Source organism: Glutamicibacter sp. TV12E (genome assembly GCF_052441935.1).
GTDB lineage: Bacteria > Actinomycetota > Actinomycetes > Actinomycetales > Micrococcaceae > Glutamicibacter.
Genome location: NZ_JBQVVF010000001.1, coordinates 1,549,977 through 1,563,043 on the forward strand (window position 1 = coordinate 1,549,977; position 13,067 = coordinate 1,563,043).

The 13,067-nt window shown below is 60.6% G+C and carries 13 protein-coding genes; 7 read left to right on the plus strand and 6 right to left on the minus strand.

Annotated features, from left to right (window positions below; genetic code table 11):
* Positions 1-818: 818 nt before the first annotated feature.
* Positions 819-1,892 carry a hypothetical protein gene (locus tag ACT7DV_RS07240; protein ID WP_444661560.1) on the minus strand — a complete coding sequence of 358 codons (1,074 nt, stop codon included), beginning with the start codon at positions 1,890-1,892 and terminating at the stop codon, positions 819-821.
* A 267-nt stretch (positions 1,893-2,159) separates the two neighbouring features.
* Between ACT7DV_RS07240 and ACT7DV_RS07245 the strand changes: the two genes are divergently transcribed.
* The gene (locus tag ACT7DV_RS07245) at positions 2,160-2,459 is read left to right on the plus strand and encodes a hypothetical protein (protein WP_444661561.1); all 300 of its coding nucleotides are present in this window, start codon (positions 2,160-2,162) and stop codon (positions 2,457-2,459) included.
* Positions 2,460-2,541: 82 nt separating this feature from the next.
* Here the strand turns inward: ACT7DV_RS07245 and ACT7DV_RS07250 are convergent, their stop codons facing one another.
* The 3 genes from ACT7DV_RS07250 to ACT7DV_RS07260 form a co-directional block, all read right to left on the minus strand.
* Positions 2,542-3,279 carry an aspartate/glutamate racemase family protein gene (locus ACT7DV_RS07250; RefSeq protein ID WP_444661562.1) on the minus strand — a complete coding sequence of 246 codons (738 nt, stop codon included), beginning with the start codon at positions 3,277-3,279 and terminating at the stop codon, positions 2,542-2,544.
* A gap of 7 nt (positions 3,280-3,286) precedes the next feature.
* Complete coding sequence (locus ACT7DV_RS07255) at positions 3,287-4,816, minus strand: NCS1 family nucleobase:cation symporter-1 (RefSeq protein ID WP_444661563.1); 1,530 nt, start codon at positions 4,814-4,816, stop codon at positions 3,287-3,289.
* A 160-nt stretch (positions 4,817-4,976) separates the two neighbouring features.
* Positions 4,977-5,102 carry a hypothetical protein gene (locus ACT7DV_RS07260; protein ID WP_444661564.1) on the minus strand — a complete coding sequence of 42 codons (126 nt, stop codon included), beginning with the start codon at positions 5,100-5,102 and terminating at the stop codon, positions 4,977-4,979.
* A 378-nt stretch (positions 5,103-5,480) separates the two neighbouring features.
* Between ACT7DV_RS07260 and ACT7DV_RS07265 the strand changes: the two genes are divergently transcribed.
* From ACT7DV_RS07265 to ACT7DV_RS07290, 6 genes are all read left to right on the plus strand, one after another.
* The gene (locus tag ACT7DV_RS07265) at positions 5,481-6,278 is read left to right on the plus strand and encodes a hydroxypyruvate isomerase family protein (protein ID WP_444661565.1); all 798 of its coding nucleotides are present in this window, start codon (positions 5,481-5,483) and stop codon (positions 6,276-6,278) included.
* A gap of 33 nt (positions 6,279-6,311) precedes the next feature.
* Positions 6,312-7,211, plus strand: coding sequence for a 2-hydroxy-3-oxopropionate reductase (locus ACT7DV_RS07270; RefSeq protein WP_444661566.1), 900 nt, complete (start codon positions 6,312-6,314; stop codon positions 7,209-7,211).
* A gap of 293 nt (positions 7,212-7,504) precedes the next feature.
* Positions 7,505-9,298: a glyoxylate carboligase gene (gcl, locus tag ACT7DV_RS07275; protein WP_444661567.1), complete on the plus strand. Its 1,794-nt coding sequence runs from the start codon at positions 7,505-7,507 to the stop codon at positions 9,296-9,298.
* A 462-nt stretch (positions 9,299-9,760) separates the two neighbouring features.
* Positions 9,761-10,081, plus strand: coding sequence for a hypothetical protein (locus ACT7DV_RS07280; protein WP_444661568.1), 321 nt, complete (start codon positions 9,761-9,763; stop codon positions 10,079-10,081).
* A gap of 82 nt (positions 10,082-10,163) precedes the next feature.
* On the plus strand, positions 10,164-10,694 hold the full coding sequence (locus ACT7DV_RS07285; protein WP_444661569.1) for an ASCH domain-containing protein: 531 nt from the start codon (positions 10,164-10,166) through the stop codon (positions 10,692-10,694).
* 119 nt (positions 10,695-10,813) lie between these two features.
* The gene (locus tag ACT7DV_RS07290) at positions 10,814-11,110 is read left to right on the plus strand and encodes an antibiotic biosynthesis monooxygenase family protein (protein ID WP_444661570.1); all 297 of its coding nucleotides are present in this window, start codon (positions 10,814-10,816) and stop codon (positions 11,108-11,110) included.
* 77 nt (positions 11,111-11,187) lie between these two features.
* Here ACT7DV_RS07290 and ACT7DV_RS07295 read toward each other — a convergent pair whose 3' ends face one another.
* Both ACT7DV_RS07295 and ACT7DV_RS07300 read right to left on the minus strand, forming a co-directional pair.
* The gene (locus tag ACT7DV_RS07295) at positions 11,188-12,603 is read right to left on the minus strand and encodes an MFS transporter (protein ID WP_444661571.1); all 1,416 of its coding nucleotides are present in this window, start codon (positions 12,601-12,603) and stop codon (positions 11,188-11,190) included.
* Entirely contained in the window at positions 12,603-13,034 is a 432-nt protein-coding gene (locus ACT7DV_RS07300) for a MarR family winged helix-turn-helix transcriptional regulator (protein ID WP_444661572.1), read from the minus strand. The genes ACT7DV_RS07295 and ACT7DV_RS07300 overlap by 1 nt, the downstream gene beginning before the upstream one ends.
* Positions 13,035-13,067 lie beyond the last annotated feature (33 nt).

Consider the following 13,067-nt stretch of genomic DNA (forward strand, 5'->3'; position numbering starts at 1 on the left):
GCCGGAAGTTCAACGACATGGTTACCCGCTCTACCGCCTCAGTTCTTGTTCAGCCAAGTAGCACGGTCACAGTAGGCACCATCAGGGGTCGATTTGGTCCCAGTGCAGAGCAGGAATCCAAAGGTTTTCCCTCGCGCAGCGCGGCCGCCGGCGCCTTTCGTGAGGGCCCTGGCCTTCGGGGAGACAAACGGTACGACCCTCGGGCTCCTTAAGCCGAGGCAAGAGAAGACCACGCAAGCCATCACCTGCCTGGACTCCATCCCACTGGAGGTACGTCCCGCCAGGACAACCACTGCACTTTGTTCCGTGGGCGCTCGCCGTGCGCTGTGCCGTCTTACTTGCACTCAGCGTTCAGATAGTGGTGCCTTCCGGACCATCCGGGCTACCTCGGTGCGCTAGAGGGGAGTCCCATCGCCCGCAAGGCACATAGGTGCCGCGGCCAGCTTGCTGACACCGCATCCTTTCGGGCACTCGGACGATGTGTGAACTTTGAGCCCCGAGCTCTAGACTCACTCAGGATTTGCGGGGCTTTCAACTGGTGCGTTGGCTGGTGCTTTGCTGCGCACTTTTCCCATGTCGCGTGGGATGACGCTATTCTTTTCCTTGCGGGTTTTCGAGTGGCCTGCACGCTCCCGCAGCGGGTCACCTGATGGTGGCCCGCTGTTCCTTTACCCCAAGGGAATCGGTTGTAGCCAGGCGCCGGGGACATACCATCATCGGCAGCCAGGTAGCGAGGACAGGTCGGGGCCTTTCGCCACTCGGTCTCTTCCCTGGGTGCTGAGAGTAGGACCCAGTACTTCTCTTCAAAGCCTTCGCTGCTAGTTTCTGAATTCAGCGTTCAAAACCCAGCCGCCAAGCGCGGCGGCAAACCCGTCAGTATCAGTTGCTTCCAGAGTTGCCAATGAAATGGCCCCACTTCTTGTGCTCAACTCGATGTCTATTTTTGAGAAGACATTGCGCTCCCACTGGCCCGTGTTACGCATATTGATGTCAGGACTAATGTAAAGCACTGCATCGCCACGCATAAACTCTTTGCTCGCAGCATATTTCCGATACTCTGCGGCAAGGATGCTCTTATCTACATCAGCGTGAACCTCCTCGGAAATCTTAGGACCATCTTCTCCGGAATGATCTAGATGGACTCCGAAGAGAGACGCCGGCAGTACGAGGTGGTCCATAAGGCTCAGACCGGTTTCTAACTCGGCTCCGCCACGAGCATTGACTGTCTTTGATGCAGCTTCCAGCTGTTCAAGCCGGTGAATCAAAGTCCGTGCCCCCCACCGTTCAGCAGGTCCGTGATCAATGCCGAATACACGTACCAACCACCCGGCGGAGCCGTCCGGTAGGTAGTTGCCGTTAAGGCCCATTTTGGTCGCCCTCGTGATATCCGCCGCCTGCCAGACGCGAGAGTCAGCATCGACCGGATCATGGCCGGTAGGCAATAACTGAAGCGATTCTTGACGGGCCCTAGCATCGATCTCTAGTTCATCAGCAATTGAAAGACGTTGTGCTCGCGTGAGGGTGTTTGCCACCGTGGGAAAACCGAAAGATAGGCCTTCGGCCAGGTCACTTCCTGTCCATGAATCATAGTGACGGCAGCCTTCGAACATTGGGCCACTGATCGTGGGTACGTCCGTAGTTTCGCGCAAAGCACGGATGAGCGATTGCAGATGTGCTTCAGCTTTATCGTAGACGTCAAGCCAAGCCGCTGCGTCCCACATGGATTCTGACATTCGAGTCAGGCTATCTGCAATTCGAGAGGCTTGGGTTGAATCGGTGAAGGTGGTGATTTTCAGGCTGTGCGATTCGGCGTATTCGCCAGGCCAGGTAGCGATGACAGCAGTTTTTCCTTGTGATGGCAGGCAACTGTATAGAGTCAATGTGTACTCCAATTTTGAATGATGCTGAGCAAGTCGTTGAACTGCGTCTGTGGTTTGGGCAACTACTAGGAGCAGGCGCAATGAAGTCAAGGCTTGAGCAAAGCTAAGAATATTGGGGATAACGGTAACTTTGCGGCACTACCGCGAAGCCAATCCGATATTGAAATGATAGACCATGGGTCGAAGGTATGAGCGGAAAACACGCTGAGCGATCGGACCCGCACGACGATCGCCGATGGTTGTGTTCAGGTCGATGCCTTCACACTCAGGAGCACCACGATGATCCTCTGGGGACAGGTCCACCACGCACGAGGATACTTTCTGGATACCGTCTACGTGAATGAGAAAAAGCCTGCCGTCAGACTCCAAAAGGAGGTGCTTGCAGGGCTGCTGCAAGCCAAGAACCTGTCTGGTATCAGTGACTTCAGCGGGTGGTACTTCATTGTCGAAGGCCGCTTCCAGGAGAACGTAAAGGGTGCACCCTACATGGCGCTCGACAATGCCCAGAAGATCGCGTTCCTCCCGCCCCAGAACTCGACAAGCGACCAGCAAGGAGGACCTTGGAAATCCCATGCTTGAAAACCGCCGCGACGCAGAAAGAAGGTCCGCTCCATCTTGATGCTGATTGATGGAGCGGACCTTCAGCGTTGGCGGCACAGCGTTATATTGCGCTAGCTGCCTGGGCCAGCGGCCAGCCGGTCACGGTCTTTGGCCGCGGGGGAGCGTAGGTGCGCACCTTGGAGGTGCTCAGACCCATCCGCACCAGCGATTCGGCGATGGTCACCGCCGCGCGGACACCATCGACAATCGGCACCCCGGTGGCTTCGCGGACCTGTTCTTCCAGCTCGGCCATGCCGCCGCAGCCAAGGCAGATGACTTCGGCCTTGTCCTGCTCGACGGCGATTCGCGACTGCTCGACGATGGCGGCCACGGCACGCTGGGGATCTGATTCCAATTCCAAGACGCCCAGGCCGCTGGCCCGTACCGAAGCCAGGCGGTCGGTCAAGCCCGCGAGTTTCAAGCGGTCTTCAATCAAGGGCACAGCACGGTCCAAGGTGGTCACCACGGAGTACTTGTGCCCGAGGAATTGCGCGGTGGAGGCAGCGGCTTCGGTGATGTCCACGACCGGAACATCCAGCAGTTCCTGCAGGCCTTCGCGCCCGTGCTCGCCGTAGCCGGCCTGGATCACTGCGTCGAAGGGCTCCGGGTAGCGGACCACCTTGTCCATAACGGCAATGGCGGCGAGGTAGCTCTCGAAGTTGCCTTCGCAGGAGTCGGCGCCGAAATCCGGGGTGAGCTCGACGATTTCCGTGCCCGGCGACGCGACCTGCCGTGCCGAATCGCCGATGGCCTGGGTCATGGAAGCAGTGGTATTCACATTCAAAACAAGGATTCGCATGACGCTCCTAGTGGGTTGGGGTCACGGCGATCGGCTCGCCGTCGATGTCTGCCAGGTCGTGCTGGCGCTTGGCCAGGGCCAGGTACGCGAGGGCGCCGGCGCCGGATCCAAGGAACCAGGCAAACGGGCCGACGCCGCTCAATGCGGGGACGAAGGCCAGCACCAGGGCGATCACCGAGCTGATCACCAACGCGCCAACGGCACGGAAGTTCACGCCGCGGGTGAAGTAGTAGGTGCCTTCGGGGTTCTCCCGGTAGAGATCCATGACGTTGATCCGGGCTTTGCGGATCAACCAGTAGTCGGCCATGATGATGCCGAAGAGCGGGCCGAGCAAGGCGCCCAGGCCCCCGAGGAAGTAGTTGATGATTTCCGGGGAGTTGTAGAGGTTCCACGGCAGGATCACCAGTCCGATGACGCCGGAGATCATGGCGGCGCTGCGGAAGTTCAGCTTCTTCGGGAGCAGGTTGGTCAGCGCGTAGGTGGGAGCCACGAAGTTGGCCATCAGGTTCACGGCAATGGTCAGCACCAGCAGCGCGGCCGAGGCCAGCAGCAGCAGGAAGGTGTTGGGGATTGCTCCGACAACATCCGATGGCGAGGTGATGACCTTGCCGTTGATGGAGAACTGGGTCCCGGTCAGGACCACGACGATGGCGCCGAAGAACAGCATGTTCAACGGGATGCCGAAGAAATTGCCCTTGACGATGGATTTCTTGGAGACGGCCCCGCGGGTGAAATCGCAGAAGTTCAAGACGAAGGTGCCATAGATGGAGACCCACAGCGCGGCGGCGCCGAACATCGCGGCCCACATGGCGCCGCCGGTCTTGGTTTCACCGGTGCTCAGCGAGATGCTGAATCCCGATTCGATGAGCATCCAAATGGCCAGGGCCAAGAAGGTCGCCAGAATCACCGGGCCGGCGAAGGCCTCGTATTTGCGGATCATCTCCATGCCGTAGCTGACGATGACCAGCTGGATGGCCCAAAGCGCCACGAAACAGATCCAGCCCAGGGTGTTCAGCCCCAGGAAGCTGGAATCTTGCAGGCCGGCAGCGCCCGGGGCCACGGCGATCACCATGACCGAGAGCACCTGCGAGGCCAGGTACGTCTGGATTCCGAACCAGGCGATGGCCACTGCGCCACGTATGAGGGCCGGGATTTGGGCGCCGTTGATGCCGAAGGCAATGCGGCTCATTACCGGGAAGGGGACTCCGGTCTTTTCGCCCATGAACCCCGAGAAATTCAGCAGGGCGAAGAGCAGGATGGCGCCGATGGCCAGCGCGCCGAGGATTTGCCCGGCGCTCATGCCCAGGGCGAAGAGCCCGATGGCGAAAGCGTAATTGCCCAGCGAGTGCACGTCGTTGGCCCACAGCGTGAAGATGCTGTAGGCGTTCCACGAACGGCCCTTGCGGGTGGTGGGCGCCAGGTCCTGGTTGTACAGGCTGGGGCTGAGCTCGTGGGGGTTCGAGCGGTCAATGCCCTGGCTGGCAGATGAAACGATGATTGGTTCGGCGGAGCTGGGCTCCGAAATTTCTTGCCTCATGGTGAGGTCCTCTTCTCAGAAGCATGCTGAGGGCAGGACGATGCGGCCCGGTGTTATTTGGCGGGGTATCGTGCGCCGTCAGCGCGCATGCTCGCGGCATGCTGGTCTATTCGTAGTCGGTGGAATGCGTGGGTCCGCTTCAAGGGGACCGGAGCACGCGCTACGGATAGATCGGCTGGCCGAAGTTCCGGTAGAACTCCGAAGGGGTGCCAACAACTGGCTGAATGGCAAACGGCTGTTGCCAGTTTGGGCGTCCTGCTGGACTGCCTATGTGTCGTGCGCTCATGGCTGCTCCTGAGCTAGAAAAATTCACTCCGAGATGTGTGCCACATCACCTGCACAACAACTGTAAGTCTCCAGGGCGTCTACCGCAATAGAAAATCCGGATTTCATATAGCGGAAATGCCAGTGAAACCCATTTGCCATGTCAAGGCCTTGCCGGATTCCCCATGGATCCGCTTCTGACGATTGAGTTTCGCATATTAAGCAAAAGTTACTCGATCGATAGCGGAACCATGCGGGCATTGGTGCGATGCGCCGGGTCGGCCAAGAAGTCGCCCGCAAGGGTTGACAGCCCTTCGCCCGGGGACTTAGTGTTTTCATAAAGCAAAACCTAATTTCCATAAAGCGGAAAATTAGGAACGTGGTCTTGGAGGGAAATCCGGTGTCCTACACTCTGAATTGCTCGATTCTTCTAACTGAACTGCCGCTGCTCCAGCGCGCTGAGGCAGCACGCCAGGCAGGATTCGACAGCGTCGAATTCTGGTGGCCCTTTGCCGAAGCCGTTCCCGCAGACAAGCAGGTCGACGAGTTCATCGACTCGCTCAAGAATGCAGGCGTCCAGCTCGACGGCCTGAACTTCTTCGCCGGCAACATGCCCGAAGGGGACCGGGGCCTGGTTTCCTGGAAGGGACGCTGCAGCGAATTCAAGGACAACGTCGCGGTTGTGGCCGCCATCGGCGAAGCCACCGGCTGCACCTCCTTCAATGCCCTGTACGGCAACCGCCTTGAGGACTACACCCCCGAGGAGCAAGACGAGCTGGGGCTGACGAACCTGCTTGTGGCTACCGAGGGCGTCGCCAAGATCGGCGGCACCGTGCTGATCGAGCCGGTCTCCGGCACCGAGGCCTACCCGCTGAAGACCGCCGCCGACGCGCTGAAGGTCGTCGACGCCGTCAAGGCCGAGGGCAAGGGCAATATCGCACTGCTGGCAGACTTCTACCACCTGGCCGTCAATGGCGACGATGTCGCCGCGGTGATCGAATCCCACGCCAAGGACTTCGGCCACATCCAGATCGCCGACGCACCGGGCCGTGGCGCACCGGGCACCGGCAACCTGCCGCTGTTCGACTGGATCAACCGCTCGGTCGAACTGGGCTACACCGGCAAGGTCGCCCTGGAATACAAGCAGGATCGGGCCACCGCCTTCGAGTGGCTCAAGACCGCCTCCGCCAACGCCTAAGCATCCGCACCACCTAGATTTTTGGAGAAAGACATGTCGCAGAACGTTGCATTCATCGGCCTAGGCATCATGGGCCTGCCGATGGCGAAGAACCTGGTCAACGCCGGCTTCACCGTCACCGGTTTCAACCGCAGCCAGAAGGCCATCGACGCGCTGGTCGCCGCCGGCGGCAAGGGTGCCGGCTCGATCGCCGAAGCCGTCAAGGACGCAGACGTCGTGATCACCATGGTTCCGGATTCCCCGGACGTGGAAGCAGTTGCCACCGGCGCCGAGGGCGTTTTCGCCAACGCCAAGCCCGGCGCCCTGTGGATCGATAACTCCTCGATCCGCCCGGACGTCGCAGTGAACCTGTCCAACCTGGCCCGTGAAGCAGGCCTCCGTCCGCTGGACGCCCCGGTCTCCGGCGGCGAAGCCGGCGCCATCGAAGGCGTGCTGTCCATCATGGTCGGCGCAGAAGCTGCCGACTTCGAGGCGGCCAAGCCGGTGCTCGAGGCAGTGGGCAAGACCATCGTTCTGGTTGGCCCCTCGGGCTCGGGCCAGACGGTGAAGGCCGCCAACCAGCTGATCGTTGCCGCCAACATCCAGGCGCTGAGCGAAGCAGTGGTCTTCCTCGAGGCCTACGGAGTTGACACCGACTCGGCCATCAAGGTCCTCGGCGGCGGCCTGGCCGGCTCCAAGGTCCTGGACCAGAAGGCCCAGAAGATCCTGGACCGCGAATTTGCCCCGGGCTTCCGCCTGGCCCTGCACAACAAGGACATGGGCATCGTGACCTCTGCCGCCCGCGAAGCCGGAGTGGTTCTGCCGCTTGGCGCACTCGTGGCCCAGCTGGTGACCTCCACCGTGGCTTCCGGAGACGGAGCGCTGGACCACTCGGGCCTCTTCCGCGGCGTCCAGCGCCTGTCCGGCAAGGTCGAAGCGCCGGTTCCTGCCTAGTTTTCCCGCAACTTCCTGCGGCGGGCGGCGCTGGTAGCGCCTGCTCCTCAGATCACGGCACGCAATGACCGCCATGCGGGCGCCGGTCCCGGCTTTCAGTGCTCAGTTGGCCGCGGCCGGCACCGCCGGCGGTGCGTGAGGGCCCCGTTCCTGCCCGTTACCAGTATCTGGTGCTCAAGGAGCAGGCGTTGTGGTGACTCATGCGCCGCGCCGCCCGCCGCAGGTACTTAATAACTTTTCTTCCCAGCTACCCATGAACAGCTTGCTTGTTCTTCCTAAAGGACGTGTTTGACATGCCAAAGATGCGCGCAGTTGATGCCATCGTACAGATCCTGGAAAAAGAGGGTGCCACCGAGGCCTTCGGCCTGCCAGGAGCAGCCATCAATCCGCTGTATTCGGCGATGAAGGACCATGGCGGCATCCGCCACACCCTGCACCGCCACGTCGAAGGCGCATCGCATGCGGCCGACGGCTACTCGCGGGCCACCGGCAAGATCGGGCTGTGCCTGGGCACCTCGGGTCCTGCTGGCACCGACATGATCACCGGCCTCTATGCCGCCATCGCGGACTCCATCCCGATGCTGTGCATCACCGGACAGGCGCCGACCAGCGTGCTGCACAAGGAAGACTTCCAGGCCGTGGACATCGAGTCCATCGCCAAGCCGGTGACCAAGTACGCCTCCACCATCCTGGAGCCCGGCCTGGTTCCGGGCACCTTCGCCAAGGCCTTCCAGATCATGCGCTCCTCGCGTCCGGGCCCTGTGCTGCTTGATCTGCCGATCAACGTGCAGATGGCCGAGATCGACTTCGACATCGACGCTTACGAGCCATTGCCAGTGGACAAGCCGAAGGCCACCCGCGGCCAGGCGGAGAAAATCGTCGACCTGCTGCTCAGCGGCCAGAAGCCGCTGATCATCGCCGGCGGCGGCGTGATCAACGCCAACGCCTCGGATCAGCTCGTCGAGCTGGCCGAAGAGTTGAACATCCCGGTTTCCCCGACCCTGATGGGCTGGGGCGCGATCGCCGATGACCACCGCCTGCAGGCGGGCATGATCGGCATCCAGACCCACACCAAGTACGGCAACGCCACCTTCCTGGAATCCGATGTGGTGCTGGGCCTGGGGAACCGCTGGGCCAACCGCCACACCGGCGCCCTGGACGTGTACCGCGCGGGACGCAAGTTCATCCACGTGGACATCGAGCCGACCCAGATCGGCCGCGTCTTCTCGCCGGATCTGGGGATTACCTCGGATGCGGCCGCCGCGATCGACGCCATCCTGGAGGTGGTGCGCGAGCGCAAGGCCGCAGGCGCCCTGCCTGACTACAGCGCGTGGGCCGATTCGGCTTCGGCACGAAAGGGCACCGAGCACCGCAAGACCAACTTCGATAACATCCCGATCAAGCCGCAGCGCGTGTACCAGGAAATGAACGCGGCCTTCGACCGCGACACCACCTACGTGTCCACCATCGGCCTGTCGCAGATCGCCGGCGCGCAGATGCTGCACGTCTTCGGCCCGCGCCGCTGGATCAACGCGGGACAGGCTGGCCCGCTGGGCTGGACCGGTCCGGCAGCGCTGGGCGTAGTGCGCGGCAAGCCAGGTCAGAAGGTCGTCGCGCTCTCCGGCGACTACGACTTCCAGTTCATGATCGAAGAGCTGGCCGTGGGCGCGCAGTTCAAGCTGCCCTATGTGCACGTCGTGGTGAACAACTCCTACCTGGGCCTGATCCGCCAGTCGCAGCGCGGCTTCGAGATGGATTACCACGTGCAGCTGGGCTTCGACAACATCAACTCTCCGGAAACCAACGGCTACGGCGTGGACCACGTCAAGGTTGCCGAAGGCCTGGGCTGCAAGGCCGTGCGTGTCGAGGATCCGGCCAAGCTGGCCGACGGCTTCGCCGAGGCGCAGCGCCTGGCCGAAGAGTTCCAGGTGCCAGTGGTGGTCGAGGTCATCCTGGAGAAGGTCACCAACATCGCCATGGGCGCAGCCCTGGACGCTGTGAACGAGTTTGAAGATCTGGCATTGACCGCCGAAGATGCACCAACCGCGTTGGTGCCGCTCGGCGCAAATGTCACCGTGAGTGCCTAAAGGTTAGTCGTCACTACCTGGACACGCACAACTGTTTTGGCGCGGGGCACCGGTTCACCAATTTCGGGTGTGCCCCGCGCCATAACCATGTCATCTGGCATAAAGCTGCCGGATGCATAGTACTTTCAACCAGAGGCACCAACTGCGACAGCACTTATTGGTCTCGTGCTGCGCGGCATGCAATTGATGGCCGTCGATTGCGGATATGCCGCTGAATTCCAGACCCCGCGCGGTGGGCTGATCCGCAAGGAGAACTAGCCTTCTGCTGTTCAATGCTCCTCCCGATTCACGGATAACGCCGTGAATCGGGAGGAGCATTGCCATATCCAGCACTTGGCACATGGGCTTTGCGTAACGAACCCATATCAATTAGCTGAGAACCATGATTCGCCCGTCAATCACGGCTTAGGGTGGAAGCCTATGGGGATAGCGCTGCAGTTACTTTCGATGACAGGAACAGGTATGGACGCGAACTCTGCCCCCTCGCTGGTGACCAAGGAAATCAGTGATCTATCCTTTGGCGAAGTCTTGTCCACTTCATTGATCTGTGTAGTCATTCTCCTGACTGTCCTGATCGGTTTTGGCATCAAGACCTACCTGCACCTGCGCAAGACTAGAGGGACCAAGGTCGAGAAAGCAGATGTTGAAGCGGCCGCTCAACCCAGCACCACGGCTGCTGAGCCTGATCCGGATCACGGTGCCCCAACCCGTGAAGTGCACTCGATGCTTGGCGCGATTCGCAAGTCCGAGCCGGCACTGGGCAAGTTTGACCCTGGCAATTGACGGAATTTTTCCTTCACCACAGTTTTAGCGACGTGCATTTGCCGGATACGTGTTCCTGGCCTCAACGCCTTAGGATCAAGGCATGACCGAAAATACTGTTCAAGAACTGCCGCCGGTTAATGGCCAAGCGGCTGCGGCCATGTGGGACGACTACTTGGCAAGTCGAGGTATCAGCGAGGACGAGGCCCCGCATCATGTCGCAGAATCATTCGGTGATCACCCTGCGCTGGCCGATGAGCTCTTGAACGAGATTCTGCATGGAACCAAAAGAGCCACGTCATCACTGGCCAGCGAGTATGCCTATTATGGCGAGCGCGTTCCACAGCCGGAAGACCACTGCATCATCTGCAACGGAGCGGGGGAGCCCCGGGCAATCTTGCGGATTACCAGCGTGGACCGTGCCAGCTTCTACGAAGTTGATGAGCAGTTCGCCGCCGCTGAAGGCGAAGGGGATTTGAGCCTGGCCTACTGGCGGCGCGAGCATGAAAAGTTCTGGCGCCGCACGCAAAAATCCATTGGCCGCCAGTGGTCCCCAGAAGATACTCAAGCACCTGGCGGCGAACTGATCCTGGAAAGATTCGAAATCTGCTGGCCCGAAGACTACGCCGACTAGCAGGCAGTGGAGCACGGCATTTGTTGTACTTCGCCATGAAATGCAGGAGCAGAAAATTCGGGCGTAGGCTGGGTTCAGAAGCTTCCACCACGGTGAAGCGCAATCACGAAAGGCTATCCATGTCGATTGTCGTCATCAATGCACTGTCGGTTCCCGCGCAGGCCGGAGAAGAGCTTGAGAAGCGCTTCGCGGCACGCAAGCAGTCGGTAGACTCCTCGCCAGGCTTCGAAGGTTTCAAGCTGCTTCGCCCGGTCAGTGGCGAGGACCGCTACTTCGTATATACGCAGTGGGCCACACGCGAGGACTTCGAGAACTGGCGAGACCAGCGTTCGGGCGCCGCCCACTCCGGCAGCGAGGGCAAGAAGCCTGTAGCGCAGGGCGCGGATTTGATGGAGTTCGAGGTCGTAGAACTCTAAGCCGAGCTGGAACTAGGCGAAGGGAGGGAAGGCCCGCCGGATCTTCCCTCCCTTCTGCATGCTTGGGCCCGGCTCCTTCAATCGACTTGCAGCGGAGCCGAGTAGGTGGTTCGCGAGGTGCGGATGGCGGAATTGATCAGCAGCGCTGCACCCAGCGCGATGCACAGCATCGCTCCGAGCATGAAGGTCATGTTGATGCCGCTCGGGGTGGCTTCGCCATTGAAACCAGCATGGGTGGCAAGGATGGCCGAGGAAATTGCAGTGCCAAATGAGGAGCCGACGGTGCGCAGCACCTGGTTGAAGCTCACCGAGCTGCCCAATTCCTTCACGGCAACGCTGCGCGCAATCAGTGCTGGCATGGCTGCATAGCTGGCACCCATGCCAAGACCGAAGACCAGCATGCTGATCAGGATCTCCCATAACTCGGAATGCAGCAGCCACAACAGCGTTCCAGCCAAGGACATGATGATGGCGCCAATGGGCAGCATGATTTGAATGCCGGCCTTCTTGGCCAGGGTGCGCACGATCCTGTTGGCCGCGAAGCTTCCCACCGAAAGCGGGAAAATCACAAAGCCGGCCGAGAATACGGGCAATGCCAGCCCGTATCCGGTGGATTCATCAGCCTGGGCAACGAGGGATGAAACGGACATGCCGATATACAGGGCTGCACCGAGCGCAATTGCTGAGATATTGGCCAGGAGCACTTCGCCCTGCTTGAGCGTGCGGAGGTTGATCAGCGGATGTTCCAGCTTGCTCTCGACCAGGACCCACACCGCCAAGATGATGGAGGCAAAGACGAGCAATGCCAGGATCGGTGTCGAGCCCCAGCCCCATTTGGGGCCTTCCGAGATGGCCAGCAGCAAGGACCCCAGTCCGAGGGTCAGCAGCAGGGTGCCCAGGTAATCAAAGGGGCGGGATTCGGCTTGCGAATCGGGACCGGCCGGGACGACTTTCCAGACCACGATGATGGTTGCCAGCACAAAGGCGGCGCCAAACCAGAACGCAAAACTGTAGTCGAAAAGCCCGGCAATGATTCCGGTCAGCGGGTAGCCAATGCCGATTCCCGAGGCGACCGTTACCGAGAGGGTTGATATGGCTGGCTGGATCTTGCCCTGTTCTACATAGCGGCGGGCGATGGAGATCGTAATCGGAACGATGCCGTAGGACAGGCCTTGCAGGGCCCGGCCGACCAAGAACAATTCGAAGTTCTGCGCCGCGGCAGCCAGCACCGATCCGATGAACATGATGCCCAGGGAAACCAGCAACAGCCGCTTTTTGTGCGGCCCGTCGCTCAATCGACCCAGAATCGGCGTGGCGACGGCACCGGCGAGCAAGTTAACCGTGAGCATCCACTGGGCGGTAGCCACGTCGACATTGAATTGGGAAGCAATCGAAGGGACCAGCAGCATGCCCAAGGAGGAAACGATGGCGGTGGCCAACGCGGCAAAAACCAATGCGGGAAGCAGCACGTTGCGGGTGGTTGCGCTGGTCATCAGTTGGCCGCCTTGCTGATCTTGGCCAGCGCCGGAAGGGCATGGTGGATGAGCTTGAGCTCCTCGGCGGACAGCTCGTTGCCGATCGCGTTTTTGAGTGCTTGGCGGCCCATTTCGACTTCGGATTCCAACTTCCGATGACCGGCCTCGGTCAGGTGGAACCACAGCTTGCGGCGATCGGATTCATCCTTGCGCCGCTCGATTAACCCCAGCGATTCCAGTTCCTTGGTGGACAGCGAGATGGCCTGCTGGCTTACTCCGATCGCGCGGCTTAACTGCGTTGCGCTGACGTGCTCTTCTGCCGCGAGGGTCCGCAGAATGCCGATTTTTCCCGGAGAGATGGTGCGTGCCGAGTGCATGAGGTTGAGCAGGGGGGATAGCGCGTCAAAGAGCAGCTGCGGCAGGTCGGGGTTCTCTGGGGAATATTGCATAGCTATAGAATACAATTAACTTGTACAAGTTTG

Excerpts from the sequence above, each read along its gene's own strand:
- ACT7DV_RS07290 (WP_444661570.1), top strand. The coding sequence starts at position 10,814 with ATGTCGATTGTCGTCATCAATGCACTGTCGGTTCCCGCGCAGGCCGGA.
- gcl (WP_444661567.1), top strand. The coding sequence starts at position 7,505 with ATGCCAAAGATGCGCGCAGTTGATGCCATCGTACAGATCCTGGAAAAA.
- ACT7DV_RS07295 (WP_444661571.1), bottom strand. The coding sequence starts at position 12,603 with ATGACCAGCGCAACCACCCGCAACGTGCTGCTTCCCGCATTGGTTTTT.
- ACT7DV_RS07260 (WP_444661564.1), bottom strand. The coding sequence starts at position 5,102 with ATGAGCGCACGACACATAGGCAGTCCAGCAGGACGCCCAAACTGGCAA.
- ACT7DV_RS07270 (WP_444661566.1), top strand. The coding sequence starts at position 6,312 with ATGTCGCAGAACGTTGCATTCATCGGCCTAGGCATCATGGGCCTGCCG.
- ACT7DV_RS07285 (WP_444661569.1), top strand. The coding sequence starts at position 10,164 with ATGACCGAAAATACTGTTCAAGAACTGCCGCCGGTTAATGGCCAAGCG.
- ACT7DV_RS07250 (WP_444661562.1), bottom strand. The coding sequence starts at position 3,279 with ATGCGAATCCTTGTTTTGAATGTGAATACCACTGCTTCCATGACCCAG.
- ACT7DV_RS07255 (WP_444661563.1), bottom strand. The coding sequence starts at position 4,816 with ATGAGGCAAGAAATTTCGGAGCCCAGCTCCGCCGAACCAATCATCGTT.
- ACT7DV_RS07280 (WP_444661568.1), top strand. The coding sequence starts at position 9,761 with ATGGACGCGAACTCTGCCCCCTCGCTGGTGACCAAGGAAATCAGTGAT.
- ACT7DV_RS07245 (WP_444661561.1), top strand. The coding sequence starts at position 2,160 with ATGATCCTCTGGGGACAGGTCCACCACGCACGAGGATACTTTCTGGAT.
- ACT7DV_RS07300 (WP_444661572.1), bottom strand. The coding sequence starts at position 13,034 with ATGCAATATTCCCCAGAGAACCCCGACCTGCCGCAGCTGCTCTTTGAC.